The sequence below is a fragment of the Streptomyces sp. ITFR-16 genome (assembly GCF_031844705.1).
Classification (GTDB): Bacteria; Actinomycetota; Actinomycetes; order Streptomycetales; family Streptomycetaceae; genus Streptomyces.
Genome location: NZ_CP134609.1, coordinates 3,773,113 through 3,789,485, shown reverse-complemented (window position 1 = coordinate 3,789,485; position 16,373 = coordinate 3,773,113). Strand labels below are relative to the sequence as shown.

At 70.3% G+C, this 16,373-nt stretch carries 12 protein-coding genes, 1 tRNA gene, 1 other RNA gene and 2 pseudogenes; 13 read left to right on the top strand and 3 right to left on the bottom strand.

Annotated features, from left to right (window positions below):
- From RLT58_RS16885 to RLT58_RS16850, 8 genes and pseudogenes are all read left to right on the top strand, one after another.
- On the top strand, positions 1 to 870 hold the full coding sequence (locus RLT58_RS16885) for a radical SAM protein (RefSeq protein WP_311311207.1): 870 nt from the start codon (positions 1 to 3) through the stop codon (positions 868 to 870).
- Positions 871 to 941: 71 nt separating this feature from the next.
- Positions 942 to 1,487, top strand: coding sequence for a class IV adenylate cyclase (locus tag RLT58_RS16880; protein ID WP_311311206.1), 546 nt, complete (start codon positions 942 to 944; stop codon positions 1,485 to 1,487).
- A gap of 524 nt (positions 1,488 to 2,011) precedes the next feature.
- Positions 2,012 to 2,332 carry a hypothetical protein gene (locus RLT58_RS16875; RefSeq protein ID WP_311311205.1) on the top strand — a complete coding sequence of 107 codons (321 nt, stop codon included), beginning with the start codon at positions 2,012 to 2,014 and terminating at the stop codon, positions 2,330 to 2,332.
- 64 nt (positions 2,333 to 2,396) lie between these two features.
- Positions 2,397 to 3,308, top strand: a complete 912-nt coding sequence (locus RLT58_RS16870) for a transposase family protein (RefSeq protein ID WP_311311204.1) — start codon at positions 2,397 to 2,399, stop codon at positions 3,306 to 3,308.
- 49 nt (positions 3,309 to 3,357) lie between these two features.
- Positions 3,358 to 3,753 (top strand): annotated as a pseudogene (locus RLT58_RS16865) (hypothetical protein); the annotation flags it as partial.
- Between the two features lie 25 nt (positions 3,754 to 3,778).
- Complete coding sequence (locus RLT58_RS16860; RefSeq protein ID WP_311311203.1) at positions 3,779 to 4,348, top strand: cysteine hydrolase family protein; 570 nt, start codon at positions 3,779 to 3,781, stop codon at positions 4,346 to 4,348.
- 4 nt (positions 4,349 to 4,352) lie between these two features.
- Positions 4,353 to 5,267, top strand: coding sequence for an FAD-dependent oxidoreductase (locus RLT58_RS16855; protein ID WP_311311202.1), 915 nt, complete (start codon positions 4,353 to 4,355; stop codon positions 5,265 to 5,267).
- Positions 5,268 to 5,291: 24 nt separating this feature from the next.
- Positions 5,292 to 5,576, top strand: a complete 285-nt coding sequence (locus RLT58_RS16850; RefSeq protein ID WP_311311201.1) for an NUDIX hydrolase — start codon at positions 5,292 to 5,294, stop codon at positions 5,574 to 5,576.
- Here RLT58_RS16850 and RLT58_RS16845 read toward each other — a convergent pair.
- From RLT58_RS16845 to RLT58_RS16835, 3 genes and pseudogenes are all read right to left on the bottom strand, one after another.
- Positions 5,483 to 6,666, bottom strand: a pseudogene (locus tag RLT58_RS16845) (IS3 family transposase). The gene RLT58_RS16850 and the pseudogene RLT58_RS16845 sit on opposite strands and share 94 nt — an antisense overlap.
- A gap of 570 nt (positions 6,667 to 7,236) precedes the next feature.
- A protein-coding gene (locus tag RLT58_RS16840) for an IS3 family transposase (RefSeq protein WP_311309275.1) occupies positions 7,237 to 8,441 on the bottom strand; the annotation gives its coding sequence in 2 pieces (ribosomal slippage) (positions 7,237 to 8,150 and positions 8,150 to 8,441; 1,206 coding nt in all).
- Positions 8,442 to 8,650: 209 nt separating this feature from the next.
- A tRNA-Ser gene (locus RLT58_RS16835) sits at positions 8,651 to 8,738 on the bottom strand.
- Positions 8,739 to 8,870: 132 nt separating this feature from the next.
- Here RLT58_RS16835 and ffs point away from each other — a divergent pair.
- The 5 genes from ffs (at position 8,871) to RLT58_RS16810 (ending at position 16,305) form a co-directional block, all read left to right on the top strand.
- Positions 8,871 to 8,967, top strand: an RNA gene (gene ffs, locus RLT58_RS16830) — signal recognition particle sRNA small type.
- A gap of 155 nt (positions 8,968 to 9,122) precedes the next feature.
- Entirely contained in the window at positions 9,123 to 11,333 is a 2,211-nt protein-coding gene (locus tag RLT58_RS16825) for a DNA polymerase III subunit gamma and tau (RefSeq protein WP_311311200.1), read from the top strand.
- A gap of 102 nt (positions 11,334 to 11,435) precedes the next feature.
- Entirely contained in the window at positions 11,436 to 12,686 is a 1,251-nt protein-coding gene (purD, locus tag RLT58_RS16820) for a phosphoribosylamine--glycine ligase (RefSeq protein WP_311311199.1), read from the top strand.
- Between the two features lie 257 nt (positions 12,687 to 12,943).
- Positions 12,944 to 14,659, top strand: a complete 1,716-nt coding sequence (locus RLT58_RS16815) for a hypothetical protein (protein ID WP_311311198.1) — start codon at positions 12,944 to 12,946, stop codon at positions 14,657 to 14,659.
- A gap of 182 nt (positions 14,660 to 14,841) precedes the next feature.
- On the top strand, positions 14,842 to 16,305 hold the full coding sequence (locus tag RLT58_RS16810) for a N,N-dimethylformamidase beta subunit family domain-containing protein (protein WP_311311197.1): 1,464 nt from the start codon (positions 14,842 to 14,844) through the stop codon (positions 16,303 to 16,305).
- Positions 16,306 to 16,373 lie beyond the last annotated feature (68 nt).

Genomic DNA, 16,373 nt, shown 5'->3' with positions numbered 1-16,373 from the left:
TTGACTGCAAACGACAGAAAACTAATTGGACGGATCTCAATGCTCGCGCAGGGATTGAAAGAGACACCGCAACTAAGCAGCGACAACGGCGGTGAGCCGACACTCCACTCCCGCCTTGCCCAGATCATCACCCTCGCCAGGAGCGCTGGTTACACGACCAGCGTCACCTCGAACGGCGAGAATGGCGCGCGGTCGCTACCCGAGTGCGCCCGGGCGGGACTCGACCACGCCAACTTCTCGATCTTCGGCACGACTTCCGAGGAACTCGCCCAGGTCCAGGGCGATCGGTACCACTCTCGACAGCGAGCCACCCGCAAGATCAAGGCACTGGAGCAGTCGCTACGTCTGGCAACCTCTCTCGGTATCGGCGTTCGCGCGAACATCGTCATCCCCAATCACAGCCACATCCCCCGCGTACATCGCCTCCTGGAGAGGTACTCGCCACAGGTGTCCGTACGAGTCCTGACGTCGCTGGCTGACGGCAACGCTTCCCTCGACGCCGTCGACGTGCTTCTGGACCAGCTCGATGCCGAGCCTGAAGAAGTCCGGCTGATCGCGGGCACGTCCGGATTTCGTATCGGATACCGGCTGCCTGATGGACAACGACTGGTCGCCAAGCACATACGCCCGCTGCGGCTGCCGGAGACTTGCACGAGGTGCCCTCTCAACAACAACACCACCGACTGCCAGGAGGGCTACTACGGCGTCCGGTTGTACCGCGACCCGGAGGGTGTGTTCCACGTCGGCGTGTGCATTCAGCGCATGGATCTCTGCCTACCCGTGGAAGAGTTCGTGGGCAGCGAGATATGCGCCGAGGTTCGCAAGGCCCGCGAGCAAGATCTGCATGAACTCCAGGCCCTGGCCGCGTAGAACCGTCGTAAGACCTCCGTGGCCCCGTAAGACACGGACGACACCTCCAACACACCGAAAGCGAGAGAGCCTTGGCTCAGCACGAATACGAAGCGAAGTTCCTGCGGATCGACGTCGACGCCGTCCGAGACCAGCTGCGGGCTGCCGGCGCCGAGCGATCCTTCGACAAGACGATGTTCACCCGGCTCATCTTCGAGAACGATGCGGTCCAGGGCGAGCAGTGGCTGCGCCTGCGCGATGAGGGCGGCAAGACCACGCTGACCCTCAAGCAGGTTAGCGACGCCACCCACATCAACGGCACCACTGAGATCGAGATCGAGGTCAACGACCTGGAGCGCACTGCGGAACTCCTCGCAGCCCTTGGCCTTCGTCAGGTGCGGTACCAGCAGAACTACCGCGAGGAGTGGCAGCTCGACGGCGTCGCCTACGACCTCGACACCTGGCCCGGCCTCCCTACCTTCCTGGAGGTCGAAGCCGGCTCCGAGGAAGCTGTCCGCAAGGCTGTGTCCGATCTCGGCCTCGACTACGAACAGGCCCGCTTCGGCAGCATCGACCTCATCTACAAGAGCGAGCTGGACCGCGACATCCTCGCTGAACCCACTTTGCTCTTCGCCTGACGGGTATCCGGCGACAGCACCGAGCCGCCTCTTGTAATGGCCCCGGCCCTCACAGCCTCAGATTCGCTGCTGCGCAGGGGCCGGGCCGGGGCCGTGACGTCAACCTTCACGGTGCAGCTCAGGATGTGGCAGGCCCGGCCGGTGCTTCGGTCGGGCCTGCAGCGTGTTCGGAGTCAGGGACGCTGGCGTAGTCCGGAGCAGTGGCCTGGGGCTGCCGGGGATGCGTGGTGTCAGTCCGATCCATGAAGGGCGCGATACTCAAGGGTGTCCTGTGCTGTGACGAGCGGGAGCATGCGCTGGAACTCCGTGTAGTCCTCGGCGGTCATGATCTCGACGGCATCCTCCCGTGACAGGCCGAATCGAAGTCGACTCCCACAAGTTCCTGCCAGTTTTCATCGGCGTCGAGCACGCCGGCCGCCTCCGTGCACACATGAGACCGAGTGCGCACGGCGAGTGGCTGGAGTCCTCCTCGGCCCGCGTCGACCACCCCGAGGCACAGGAGTGCGTCCTTCACGTCTTCGCGTGTGAGGTGGCCGTCTTTCACCTCGTTCAGCCGCACCAGCCTGCCGCGCTCGTGGCGGTACCGCTCCTACGCCTCCGACCTGCCCTGGGCACGAGACAAGCTCCGCGACCTCCTGGACGAGGAACCCGCCGGCGTTCCCAACCCCGAGTACGTCCTCTCCCTCTACTGGCTCACCTCTGGCCCCTGGTCCGGCGACGCCCACGACACCGCACTGCGCCTGCTGTCCACGCCCTCTGTCCTGGTCGACCGCGGCGCCCCGGACGGCCCCGCTCCTCTGGGCGGTACGGTCGAGGAGTCTCTCTTACGAGCTCGTGCACGGTAGGCGGTGAGACGTCGAGCTCCTGATCCTCGATCATGGTCTTGTGGTGGGGAACTCAACGCGTGCGGTGATCATCAGCAATCGGCGGATCACGGGCCTGGCTGTGGGAGTGATTGCTGAACTCGTCGAGGAGATCAGCCCGTTGTGGCAAGAGCGTCACCAGGCCCGGCTCACCTCCCGGCCGCGGAAGCGGGCCGTGGGCACCGGCGCAAAGCACCGGCTGGTGTTTGTCGATCGGCTGCTGGCCACGCTCGTCCATCTTCGTCACGGGGTCACCCACGACGTGCTGGCCTGCTGGTTCGGCGTGGACCGCTCCACCATCACCCGGGCCGTCGGCGAGGTGCGGCCCCTGCTCGCCGAGCGAGGCTGCACGGTCAGCCCCGACGTGCGGCTGCGAACTCTGGCCGACGTCGTCGACCACCTCGGCGCGAGCGGGACGACCGGCATCATCGACGGCACCGAGATCCGCGTCCGTCGGCCCGCCGCCGGACGGACGGACCGCGACAAGTTCATCTCCGGCAAGAACAAGCAGAACGCCGTCAAGTCCATGGTGGTCACGGACGCCGAAGGCCGCGTGCTGTGGTGCAGCCCAGCACGACCCGCAAGCTGCGCGGACATCACTCACGCCCGCCAGTTGGGGCTGGTCAAGCTCTTGGCCGACGGGCCCGCGGTCGAGATTCCCGCCGATGCTGGCTACCAGGGCCTTGGCGCGCAGACCGGCGGCCGGGTGATGACACCACCGCACCGCAAGTTCAAGAAGAACGCCCCGGAATGGTACGAGGAGATGTACGAACGCCAGCGCAAGGCACACTCCTCAAGGCGGATCCGAGTCGAGCACGGCATTGCCCATCTGAAGAATTGGCGTGCCCTGGCCCGCCACCCCGGCTGCCGCGAGCACATGAGCGACACCGTCCAAGCCGTCGCCGGCCTGCTGTCCCATCAGCAGACCGCGGACCTGACGTCGACACGCCAGAGGTGAACACCGAGCCCCGCCGACAGCCTCGACGTCCCACCGCCTACCGTGCACGAGCTCGTTAGCCACCGGCTTCGACCACCCCGACATCGTGTCCTTCGGCGTACGGGGTGTGTCCACCGCCTATGCGGGCTGGTCAGGCGTCGCCTACGCCTCTCACTCCCGCGAGCGCAGCCTCACGATCGACGAGTTGGATACCTGCGAACTGACCGTCCAAGCCCTCTGGTGCTTCACTCGCCAGGTGCAGCAGATGATCGAGGACGGCCAGGACCCCTTCATGCCCGAGGAGTACGGCTGGCGCTTCCTGCGTGCCGCCTCCTCCCGGCTCACCACGGCCCGAGCCCAGGAGACCGCTCAACACGTTCTGATGCGGGAGGCCATCATGAAGACCAGCGGGCTGGCCGAACGGCTGCGCGCCGCGCAGGACGCTCTGCGAGAGGGCGTCGGGTGAGAACACAGGGCAGGAGAAGCAACGGATGGACATCGGCAGCGCTGCGCTGGTCGTGATTGACATGCAGAACGGCTTCGTGAACGAGCGAAGCCGTCACGCCGTGCCTGCGGTCTCCGATCTCGTCGCCGAGTGGACCGGCGCCGGCCGACCCGTGATCTTCACCCGGTACTTCAACTATCCGGACAGCCCGTACGAGCGCTTCTTCCAGTGGCACCGACTCCAGGAACCACCGGAGACCGACATCGTCCCCGATCTCGCGGAGGCGGCAGCCCGCGCGCACGCGGTCGTCGACAAGACCGGCTACACGCTCTTCACCCCCCAGGCAGCCGAACTGGTCCGTGGGGGCGGCTGGACCGACCTCGTCTTCTGCGGAATCGCTACTGAGAGCTGCGTCCTGAAGTCCGCGGCCGACGCCTTCGAACACGGCCACGCACCCTGGATCGTCACCGACGCCTGCGCCAGCGACGCCGGCCCCGACGTACACGACGCCGGACTCGTCGTCGCGCGCCGTCTGATCGGAACCGGCCAACTTGTCACCACCGACCACGTGGTCGGCCAACTCACCGCGTATGCAGGGGCCCCAGTGCTGGAATAGCCCCATGGGCGACACGCTGTACGACACCGACCTGATCATCATCGGCGGCGGACCCGCCGGATGCGCTGCCGCACGCATGGCCGCCAGCGTCGGCATGCGCTCGATTCTGGTCGAGCCGGACCGGCTGTGCCGGAACCTGTACCGGATCCCGGCCTTGAACAACGTCCTCGGCGGCTACACCGGCGGCCCCGAGCTGGCCGACGCCATCGTCGCCGAGCTGAAGGGCACGGAGCTGTGCCGCCTTGAACTCGGTCGGTACGTCACCGAGCTTCGCGCTGACGACGCCCAGGTGACCGCCACGCTGGACACGGGCGCTTCCCTCACCGCCTCGTACGCCATCGTTGCCACGGGCGTCGGCCCTCTCCAACCCCGCGACGCGACTTGGATCACCGCCCGCGCCGGTCTGCCCCTGCCCGCGCTCTGGCAGGCCAACGCCGACGACGCCCAAGGCCGCACCCTCCTCGTACTCGGCGGCGACCGCCCGATCGGCACCTTCCTGCGCGCCCATCCGACCAGGGACACGCGCCTCCTCGTGGCGTACCCGGCGACCGACGCGTACAAGATCGACGAGATCCGCGAGGACCCACGGGTCACGCTGCTCCCCGTCGATCACCTGACGCTGCACGGTGGAGAAGGTGCCCCGCTGTCGGCCGAGGCAGTGGGAAGGGACGGTACCCACCGCACGATCACGGCGGACGCGGCCTTCCTCAGCCTGGGAAGCGCCCCCGCCGCCCCACCCGGAGACCTGACCCGCAGCACGGACGGATACTGTCCGCCCACCGACCAGCACCCCCGCCTCATCGTGGCCGGCGACCTCCGCTCCGCCCGCTTCCAACGGATCATGACTGCCCTGGGCTCCGGCAGCGAGGCGGCGCTGCAGGCGTACTACGCGGCCCGGGACCTGCCCATCAAGGGGTGAAGCCACGGTGTTGCGCGTCAGGGGATGGCTCTTGGAGGGGGAACCCTTGTGACCAGTAAGGCAGAAGTGGCGGTCGCTGCTGCCATCGTCGCTCGGGACGCGCGCGTTCTGCTCGTACAACGACGCGTTACGGAAGGCGACCTGTCATGGCAGTTCCCGGCGGGGAAGATTGAACCCGGTGAAAGGGACTGCTGCAGGCGTAGGTGCCAGCGGGGTTATGCAGCCAGGGCTGCGGGTGGGGTGATGGTGGCTTCGTGCTCGACGGGGGTCAATCGGGCCAGGCGTTTCTGGCGTCGGCGGTGGTGGTAGGTGCGTTCGATCCAGGTGGCGATCGCGATTCGCAGCTCCTGACGGGTGGCCCAGGTACGGCGGTCGGGAACGTTCTTCTGCGGTAGCGCGAAGAAGCTCTTCATGGCCGCGTTGTCGTCGGCGGCACCGACTCTCCCCATTGATCCGAACATGCTGTGGCGTGCGAGAACGGCGACGAATTTCCGTGAGTGAAAATGCGACCCGCGGTTGGAATGCGCGATGCGTCCTGCAACCTGGCCCCGACGGGCCACCGCGGATTGAAGAGCCCTCACGGCGAGGCTGGATTTCATCCGGGCGTCGATGGAGTAGCCCACGATACGGCCGGAGTACACATCCTTGACCGCGCGCAGGTAGAGTTTTCCCTCGCCGGTGGCGTGCTCGGTGATGTCCGTCAGTCACAGCCGGTTCGGCCCGGCAGCGGTGAAGTCCCGCCTCACCCGGTCGTCATGGACCGGCGGGCCGGCCTTGGTGTTCCTGCCCCGGCCTTGGCGTTTGCCGAACGCGCTCCACCAGCGGTTGTCGCGGCAGGTCCGCCAGGCGGTCCGCTCGGCCATGGTCTCACCGGCCGCAGGGGCCTCGTCGGCCAGGAAGCGGTGTCCGAACTCCGGGTCGTCGCGATGCGCGTCGAACAGGGCGTCGGCCCGGTATGCCTCGGCCCTCTCGGTGTCGGTGACCGGTGAGGCCAGCCACCGGTAGTAGGGCTGGCGGGCCAGATTGAGTACCCGGCACGTCACCGCCACCGGCACCCTGCGTGGGGCAGCGGCGGCGGCCAGCTCGCGGACGGGCGGGTACATCATTTTGACGGCAGGTTCGCCTGCGACAGATACGCCGCGGCCCTGCGCAGGACCTCGTTCTCCTGCTCCAGGAGCCGGATGCGCTTGCGGGCCTCGCGCAGCTCGGCGGACTCACCCGACACCGGTGCGGGCTTGGCGCCGCCTTCGTCGGTGTCGGCGCGGCGCAGCCACTTCGACAGCGTGATCGGGTGGACGCCGAAGTCGGCGGCGATCTGTTCCAGCGTGACGCCGGGCTCGCGGTCGCGCGCGACACGCACGACGTCCTCGCGGAACTCTTTCGGATACGGCTTGGGCACTGCGACATCCTTCCAGGCCGCCTCTCAGCAAGCCAGGTCAAGATGTCACCTATCCCTGCAGCAGTCCCCATCGTGATACCGACAGCGTGGTCGGAGAGCTTGAAGTCCTCCGCAACCTTCGTCTTGCCATAGACCTCTTTGCAACGCTTCTCCAGCCAGGCCAGTGCCGTCGAGACGTCGATGGTGGGATCGCCGACGCGCAGGTACGCGGCGACATCCGCGTCAGACCCTGTGCCGCGCCTGCGACGGATCGCTGTGTGCTTGGCCGTGCTGCCGGATGCTCGGAGCTTCACGAGGTCGAAGTCTGGGTGGGCTGCGATGTAGTCCTCCAGCCGCTCCCGCAGGTAGTTCACCTGGCGGCGGCGTTCCTTCGCCTCCTCCTTCGGCACGTTCACCTTGTTCTTCGCGTATGCCTTGAGGACCTCGTGGTCGACGTAGCTCTCCCCCGCCATGGCTGTCCGACCCTTCACCCGAGAAGCCGATCGGTAGGAGAACAGAGTTACCACTCACCACCGACAAAGCCGGTCGAAGTTGCGAGGGAGGGCCTTGACCCCGAATTCTGGACACGGGTTATGCGGCTTGTGCCAGCGTAGTTGGTGTGTGGCGGAGGGCGTTTTCGAAGGTGATCGGTGGTCGTTGTCCGAGGCGGGAGTGTCGGCGTCGGGTGTTGTAGCGGTGGAGCCATCGGAAGGCGTCGAGTCGGGCCTCGCGCTCGGTCGGCCAGCTCTTTCGTCCTTGCAGGGTCTCGCGTTTGAAGGTCGCGTTGAAGGACTCGGCGAGTGCGTTGTCCGCGCTGGACCCGACCGCGCTCATACTTCGCCGCACCCCTGCTGACCTGCAGGCTTCGGCGAAACTCCTGCTCGTGTACTGGGCTCCGTGGTCGGTGTGCATGATCGATCCGGCAAGGCTGCCGCGGGTGCGGATCGCCGCGGCCAGGGCGTCGGTGACGAGATCCGCGCGCATGTGGTCGGCGATCGCCCAGCCGACGAGACGGCGCGATGCGAGGTCGATGACGGTCGCCAGGTAGCAGAACTTCCCGCCGGCGACGGGCAGGTAGGTGATGTCACCGACGTACTTCGTGTTCGGCTTGTCCGCGGTGAAGTCGCGGCCGATCAGGTCCGGGGCCTTGGCCGCGGCCGGGTCAGAGACGGTGGTGCGGTGCCGGCGCCGCAACCGGATCCCTTGGATCCCGGACGCCCGCATGATCCTGGCGACGCGCTTGTGGTTGACCGCGACACCGTTCTCCTCGCGGAGCTCGGCGGTGATCCTCGGGGCTCCGTAGGTGCCGTCCGATTCCTGGTGCACCGCCCGTATCCGGGCTGCCAGGCGGGCGTCGGCCACCTGCCGGGCGGCCCGGTCAGCGGCTGTCCGTTGCCAGTAGTAGAAGCTCGAGCGGCTGACGCCGAGGATCCTGCAGAGCCGCTTCACGCCGTGACGGCGCTGGAGGTCGGCGACACACTGGAAGCGGTTCACCAGCGCGTCTCCCCGGCGAAATACTTCGCCGCCTTCCGCAGGATCTCCCGTTCCTCCTCCAACTCGCGGACCTTCTTTCGCAAGGCGGCGTTCTCCGCCTCCAGCGGTACCGGCGGCTGGGCCGGTTCTTGCGTCCGTCGTCCTCGGGGACGGCTCACCCCGGCTGCCCTCACCCAGTTCCGCAGGGTCTCCGGGTTGATCCCCAGATCGGCCGCGACCGACCTGATCGTCGCTTCCGGCCGCGACTCGTACAGCGCGACCGCGTCCGCCTTGAACTCCGGCGGGTAGTTCTTCATGACCACGAGATGTCCGTTCTCAGATCCTCAGGATCCAGTGTCTCGTGTGTCCAGGATCAGGGGTCAAGGCCCGGATGCCTAGGCGCCGGTAGTGGACCGTCTGGCGGGTCCAGGCTGGGCCGCCACACGGACTGCAACCAGAACTGCAACCACCAACGTCGAAGGCCCCCGCAGCGAGCTGCGGGGGCCTTCGACGTATTGCCCGGTGAGAGCAATGGCGGAGGATACGAGATTCGAACTCGTGAGGGGTTGCCCCCAACACGCTTTCCAAGCGTGCGCCCTAGGCCACTAGGCGAATCCTCCGCCGCAAACAATACAAGACGTTGAGGAGTGCTCGCGAACCCGTTCCCCGGGGAGGGGGTCCGGGCGGTCCCGGAGGTCTTCCGGAGGGCGGGGGAGGTGGACTTGCGGGGGTGGGGATCGGTTAAGGTGGGCGTCAGCCCCTCACGTGGCGCTATCTGACTGAACTCCCCCAGGGCCGGAAGGCAGCAAGGGTAGGTTGGCTCTGGCGGGTGCGTGGGGGGCCCTTGCGTGTCCGGGGCGGTGGGTGAGCCCGCCGGACCGGGTCGGGTGCGGGTGGCGCTGCGCGTCGGGCGGCGGCCGGTTTTCGGGGCGCGAGAAGGGCCGGAGGCCGTGGTGTGCCCGGTCCGGAGCCGGTTGTCAGTCGGCCCCGATAACCTCGTAGGTGTGTCGTCCCTTGCGCTGTACCGCCGCTACCGCCCCGAGTCGTTCGCCGAGGTCATCGGTCAGGAGCATGTCACTGACCCCCTGCAGCAGGCCCTGCGGAACAACCGGGTCAATCACGCGTACCTGTTCAGCGGCCCGCGAGGCTGCGGCAAGACGACCAGTGCGCGCATCCTGGCCCGCTGTCTGAACTGCGAGCAGGGGCCCACGCCCACGCCGTGCGGGGAGTGCCAGTCCTGTCAGGACCTCGCGCGCAACGGGCCGGGTTCGATCGACGTCATCGAGATCGACGCCGCATCGCACGGTGGCGTGGACGACGCCCGCGATCTGCGCGAGAAGGCGTTCTTCGGGCCCGCCTCGAGTCGTTACAAGATCTACATCATCGACGAGGCCCACATGGTCACGTCGGCGGGGTTCAACGCCCTGCTGAAGGTGGTGGAGGAGCCGCCGGAGCACCTCAAGTTCATCTTCGCGACCACGGAGCCCGAGAAGGTCATCGGCACCATCCGGTCGCGTACGCATCACTACCCGTTCCGCCTCGTGCCGCCGGGGACCCTGCGCGAGTACCTCGCCGAGGTCTGCGGCAAGGAGAACAGCTACGTCGAGGACGGCGTGCTGCCGCTGGTCGTGCGGGCCGGCGCCGGTTCCGTCCGTGACTCGATGTCCGTCATGGACCAGCTGCTGGCCGGCGCGGGCGACGAGGGTGTGACGTACGCCATGGCGACGTCCCTGCTCGGTTATACGGACGGCTCCCTGCTCGACTCGGTCGTGGACGCGTTCGCGGCGGGTGACGGGGCCGCGGCCTTCGAGGTCGTGGACCGCGTCATCGAGGGCGGCAACGACCCGCGCCGCTTCGTCGCCGACCTGCTGGAGCGGCTGCGCGACCTGGTGATCCTGGCCGCCGTGCCGGACGCGGGGGAGAAGGGGCTCATCGACGCCCCGGCCGATGTCGTCGAGCGGATGACGGCGCAGGCGTCCGTCTTCGGCGCCGCCGAGCTGAGCCGCGCGGCGGACCTGGTCAACGAGGGGCTCACGGAGATGCGCGGCGCGACCTCGCCCCGGCTCCAGGTCGAGCTCATCTGCGCCCGGGTGCTGCTGCCCGCCGCCTTCGACGACGAGCGCTCGCTGCAGGCCCGGCTGGACCGGCTGGAACGGGGCGCGTCCTTCGCGACCACCGGCCCCGGGCCCGCCATGGGGTACGTCCCCGGGCCCGAGGCCCTGGCCCACGCCCCCGTCCCGCAGACACCGCAGACCGCCGCCCCCGCTCCCGCCCCGGCAGCAGTGCAGCCCGACGCCGGTTCGGGACCCGCCGCCGCGCGTGCGGCGGCCCGGGGGGAAGCGCCCCCGCCGCCCACCGCCCCGGCCCCGGCCCCGGCACAGGCGACCCCGGCGCCCGCCCCCGTACAGCAGTCGCAGCCGCCCGCCGAGGCGCCCGCCGCTGGGCAGCGGCCCGGGGCCTGGCCCGCAGCGGCCGCGCCCGAGCAGGGGCGCCGGCCCGGCGGCTGGCCGACGGCCTCCACCCCGGGCCAGGCACCGCCCCCGCAGGCGGCCCCCGCACCGGCCCCGGCCCCGGCCGCTGCCGCAGCGCCCGCCCCGGCTCCCGTCCCGGAGTCCGCCCCGGGCATGACGCAGGGCGCCGGACAGGTGCGCAACATGTGGCCCGACATCCTGGAGGCGGTCAAGAACCGCCGCCGGTTCACCTGGATCCTGCTCAGCCAGAACGCCCAGGTCACCGGGTTCGACGGCGCCACCCTGCAGATCGGCTTCCTCAACGCCGGCGCCCGCGACAACTTCGCGAGCAGCGGCAGCGAGGAGGTGCTGAAGCAGGCGCTGGCCGAGCGGTTCAACGCGCAGTGGAAGATCGAGGCGATCGTCGACCCCTCCGGCGGCGCCGGACAGCCCCCGCCGGTCGGCGGCGGCCGCCCCTCCGCACCGCCGCCTCCGCCCCAGCGCCCCGCGCCCGCCCCCGCTCCGCAGTCGTACGAGAGCCGGCCCGCCCCCGAACAGCAGCGGCAGCAGCCCGGTGGCGGCGCGCCCGCGCCCGAGCCGCCGCCCCCCTCGTACACCGCTCCCGAACCGCCGAGATCGGTCGCACCCGAGGACGACACCCCCGAGGCCGACGACCCCGACCTCGTCGATTCCGCCCTCTCCGGCCACGACCTGATCGTGCGCGAACTGGGCGCGACGGTCGTCGAGGAATTCACCAACGAGTAGCCCGGCGCCGCCCGCTCCCGGGCCTGCGGTGCGCCGTGCCCCGGGTGTCCACGGACCGGCGCCCGTCAAGGGCGCCCCGCCCCGGCGGCTAGGCTGCACCCCGTGAAGGTCCTCGTCATCGGCGGCGGCGCCCGCGAACACGCCCTGTGCCGCTCTCTGTCCCTCGACCCCGACGTCACCGCTCTGTACTGCGCCCCCGGCAACGCCGGCATCGCAGAGGTGGCCGAACTGCGCCCGGTCGACGCCCTCGACGGCGCCGCCGTCGCGCGCCTCGCCACGGAACTGGGCGCCGAGCTGGTGGTCGTCGGCCCGGAGGCGCCGCTTGTCGCCGGGGTCGCCGACGCGGTGCGTGCCGCCGGCATCCCCTGCTTCGGCCCGTCCGGCGAGGCCGCCCGGCTGGAGGGCTCCAAGGCATTCGCCAAGGACGTGATGGCCGGGGCCGGCGTCCCGACCGCCCGCAGCTATGTGTGCACCACCCCCGCCGAGATCGACACGGCCCTCGACGCGTTCGGCGCTCCGTACGTCGTCAAGGACGACGGGCTCGCCGCCGGCAAGGGCGTCGTCGTCACCGATGACGTCGATGTGGCCCGCGCCCACGCGCTGGCCTGCGACCGCGTGGTCATCGAGGAGTTCCTCGACGGCCCCGAGGTGAGCCTCTTCGCGATCACCGACGGCACGACCGTGCTCCCGCTCCAGCCCGCCCAGGACTTCAAGCGCGCCCTGGACGGCGACGAGGGCCCGAACACCGGCGGCATGGGCGCGTACTCCCCGCTGCCGTGGGCCGACCCCAAGCTGGTCGACGAGGTCCTGCAGTCGGTCCTCCAGCCGACCGTCGACGAGCTCCGCCGCCGCGGTACGCCCTTCTCCGGGCTGCTGTACGCGGGTCTCGCGATCACCTCGCGCGGCGTACGGGTCATCGAGTTCAACGCCCGCTTCGGCGACCCGGAGACCCAGGTGGTCCTGGCCCGGCTGAAGACCCCGCTGGCCGGTGTCCTGCTGGGCTCCGCCAACGGCACCCTGGACACGCTGCCCCCGCTGGCCTGGCGCGACGACGCCGCCGTCACGGTGGTCATCGCCTCCCACAACTACCCGGACACCCCGCGCACGGGTGACCCGATCGAGGGGCTCGACGAGGTCGCGGCACAGGATGCGCCGCACGCGTACGTCCTGCACGCCGGGACCCGGCGGGACGGCGACGCGGTCGTCAGCGCGGGCGGCCGCGTGCTCTCCGTGACGGCGACCGCCAAGGACCTCGCGGGCGCCCGTGAGCGTGCCTACGCGGCGGTGGAACGGATCCGTCTCGACGGCTCCCAGTTCCGTACGGACATCGCGAAGAAGGCCGCGGAGGCCTGAGCCGTACCGGTCCGCACCCCTCAGCACCTCAGCCGACGCGCCGCTGCCCTATGGGCGGCGGCGCGTCAGCACCTTTACCCAAAGCCATTCCATCGAGTGACGGCTAAGCCATCCGGATGACGCCTGCCGAACCCCCAACTAGGGTGCGGCGCAAGCATTCCGGCACTTGGCCCACCGGCATTGCGATGTCAGTGACGGGTGCCACAGTGGGGGTGTGAGCAACACCGCCGTGGGGGCAGAGGGGGTGACGTCCGGCCGTGTCCGGTACCGGTACAGATGAGGAGCTGGGTGCGCGGGCAGCGCGTGCCAGGGCTCTCGCCCTGCTGCGCATCCGCAGCAGGGCAACGGCAGTGGCACTGCTGCCGGCCGCGTTCGCCGTCGTGCTGTTCGCCGCCGGCGCGCAGGGCTTCGCCGAGGGCAGCGGCTGGGACGCGGCGCGCTGGGCCGTGACGGGCCTCGCCGTCGTCGTCCTGCTGGTCGCGGCGGCCGTCGCGATCGCGGTCGTACGGGCGAAGCCCGCGGTCAGCCCGACCGTCGCGCTCAGCGAGGCGGCGGCCCCCGATCTCTACCGGCTGGTCCACGACCTGGCGGAGCGGCTCGGTGTGCCCGCGCCCTCGGCGATAGCGCTCACGCCGGACTGCGACAGCTGGCTGGAGGACCGCTCCCACCCGGCCGCCGGCCGGGCGGCCAAGGACGCCGCGCACCGCGAGGCGGGCGGCACGGGACGGCCTCCCGGACGCCTTCGCCGGGTGCCGGCGGCGCCCGTGCTGGTCATCGGGTCCCCGTTCCTCTGGTGGATGCGGGTCGCGGAGCTACGGGCGGTGCTCGCCCCGGTCGTCGCCGGCACCGGCCCCGCCGCCCACCCCGACATAGCCGCCGCCCGGCGCTTCGTGCGCGGGCTGGACGGTGCCGTGGCCGATGCTGCCGTGCCCGTCCAGGGGCCGGTGCGTCGGGTACTGATGCTGCCGCGTGCCTTCACCGGCCGGATCGCGCGGATCCTGCTGCGCAGCTGCCGCCGCCATGCCGCCGAGATGGAGCGGGGAGTCGCCGCCGCCGCGTCGACGCGCGCCCAGGCGGTGGACTACGGACTGCGGATCGTCGCCCAGGAGCAGGTCGGCCTCGCCTACGCGGGCTGGGACCGGCTGCTGACCCGGGTCGCGCTTCCCGCCTGGCGGATGGGGCGCTGGCCCTCCCAGCTGGACGCGGGCGTCGTCTCCGCCCTCACCGAGCTGTCCCGGCGCGACCGGCTGGCCGAGGGGTTCACCTCCCGGCTCGGCGAGCGTCCCGCCTGCGATCTGCTGGAGGAGCCGGGCGTGGCCGACGAGGCGGCCTCGCTGCTGGCCGCCCGGCTCTTCCACGGCGGCCCTGCGGAGACGGGCCCCGACTGGTCCCCGGTGGAGTGGCAGCAGTACCCGGAAGAGGTCGTCGACCGGAAATGGCGCTCGGAGGCGGCCCGGCTGCACCGCGTGCTGGACACCATGGGCGTACCGCCCGCGTCCGCCACCGGCGGGGTGCCGACGCTGGCGCGGGTCGTGGAACACCTGTCGGCGGGGGAGGGCGGAGGCGAGGAGCTCGCGGCCGGGATCAGCGCTGCGGTGGCCCGTGACGAGGCGGTGGCGCAGGAGCGTGGCCCGGTTCCCGGCGGCTCCGGCGCCGGGGGAGGCGCCGACGACGTACTGGAGCTGTGGGGACCCGATCCCCTTCCGCTCTTCCCGCTCCAGCCGCCGCGCACGGGGACGGAGCTGCTGGCCGACCATGTCGCGGCGATGGTCTGCTGCGCGGCCGTCGACACGGCGGGCGCGGCACCCGGCCTGGACTGGCTCGACGGTCCCGCACTGCTGGTCGACGGCGAGCGCCGGGCCGACCTCGGCAGCCCGGTCCTGAGCCTGGTCGAGGACGGCGACGCGGGGCCGCTGCGCTCCTGGCTCGCCTCGGTCGGCGTGCGCACCGACAAACCCGTGCGTCTCGTCTGAAACAGCCCTGGAAGGACGGCTGTTGAGGCGGTCCATGCCCCTCTATCCGGAACGATAGGTTCCGTTCACGTCAATTCGCGACGAACGGTGACGGAGTGCGTGCGTTATGTGATGTGCTGGGGAACGACGCTGACAGCCGGCGTACCAATGTTGTTCCGGGGGCCTGAGGGAGGGAAGGCGTTATGGGGGCGGAGCAGATTCGTCGTTGGGAATCGGGTGCCCTCGCGCATGCCGTCACCGATCCGTTCGGACAGGGCCCCCTCCCCTGGCTGCGTGGCAGCGAGAACTACTTCGACGACACCGGCCAGGTGGTGCCCTGGTATGCGGACCCCACCCTGCCCCGCGGCTCCACGGGCGGCGGCACCCGTACCGCCGACGACGTCCGCCGCCAGATCAAGGGCTTCATCTCGACCGGTGCCGCGGCGCCCGGCGAGGCGATCGACTTCCACATCACGGTGGACCCGCCCCAGCAGTTCTCCGTGGACATCTACCGGATCGGTCACTACGGGGGCGACGGCGCCGCCAAGATCACCACGAGCCCCCGCCTCTCCGGGATCGTCCAGCCCGCCCCCCTCACCGCCGACCGCACGGTCTCCTGCCACCACTGGTGGCAGTCCTGGCGGCTGCAGATCCCCACCTACTGGTCGATCGGCGCGTACGTCGCCGTACTGACCACGGTCGACGGCTACCGCTCCCACATCCCTTTCACCGTCCGCGACGACCAGCCGGCCGATCTGCTGCTGGTGCTCCCGGACATCACCTGGCAGGCGTACAACCTCTACCCGGAGGACGGCCGCACCGGCGCCAGCCTCTACCACGCCTGGGACGAACAGGGCCGGCTGCTGGGGGAGGAGGACGCCGCGGTCACCGTCTCCTTCGACCGCCCCTACGCGGGCGCGGGCCTCCCGCTCCATGTCGGTCACGCCTACGACTTCATCCGCTGGGCCGAGCGCTACGGCTACGACATCGCCTACGCCGACACCCGCGACCTGCACGCGGGCCGGATCGACCCCAGCCGCTACCGGGGCCTCGTCTTCCCCGGCCACGACGAGTACTGGTCGGTCCCCATGCGCCGCACCGCCGAGCGCGCCCGCGACAACGGCACATCGCTGGTCTTCCTCTCCGCCAACACCATGTACTGGCAGGTCAGCCTCACACCGTCGCCCTCCGGGGTGCCCGACCGGCTGCTCACCTGCCGCAAGCGCCGGGGGCCGGGGAAGCCCGCGCTCTGGCGCGAGATCGACCGCCCCGAGCAGCAACTGCTCGGTATCCAGTACGCGGGCCGGGTCCCCGACCCCCACCCGCTGGTCGTGCGGAACGCGGAGCACTGGCTCTGGGACGCCACCGGCGCGATCGAGGGCGACGAGATCGACGGCCTGGTCGCCGGTGAGGCCGACCGCTACTTCCCGCGCACCACACTGCCCGAGCACGACAACCGCATCCTGCTCGCCCACTCCCCGTACCAGGACAGCGACGGCGTGACGCGCCACCAGGAGACCTCGCTGTACCGGGCCCCGTCCGGCGCGCTCGTCTTCGCCTCCGGCACCTTCGCCTGGTCCCCGGCCCTGGACCGCCCCGGCCATGTGGACCCGCGCATCCAGCGGGCCACCGCCAACCTTCTCGACCGCATCTGCAAGCGCGCCTGAGCCCCGGACCTGCGGGGGCCTCCCCGCTCACCGGGACCCCATCGGCACCCCTCCGCAGCCGACCGCGC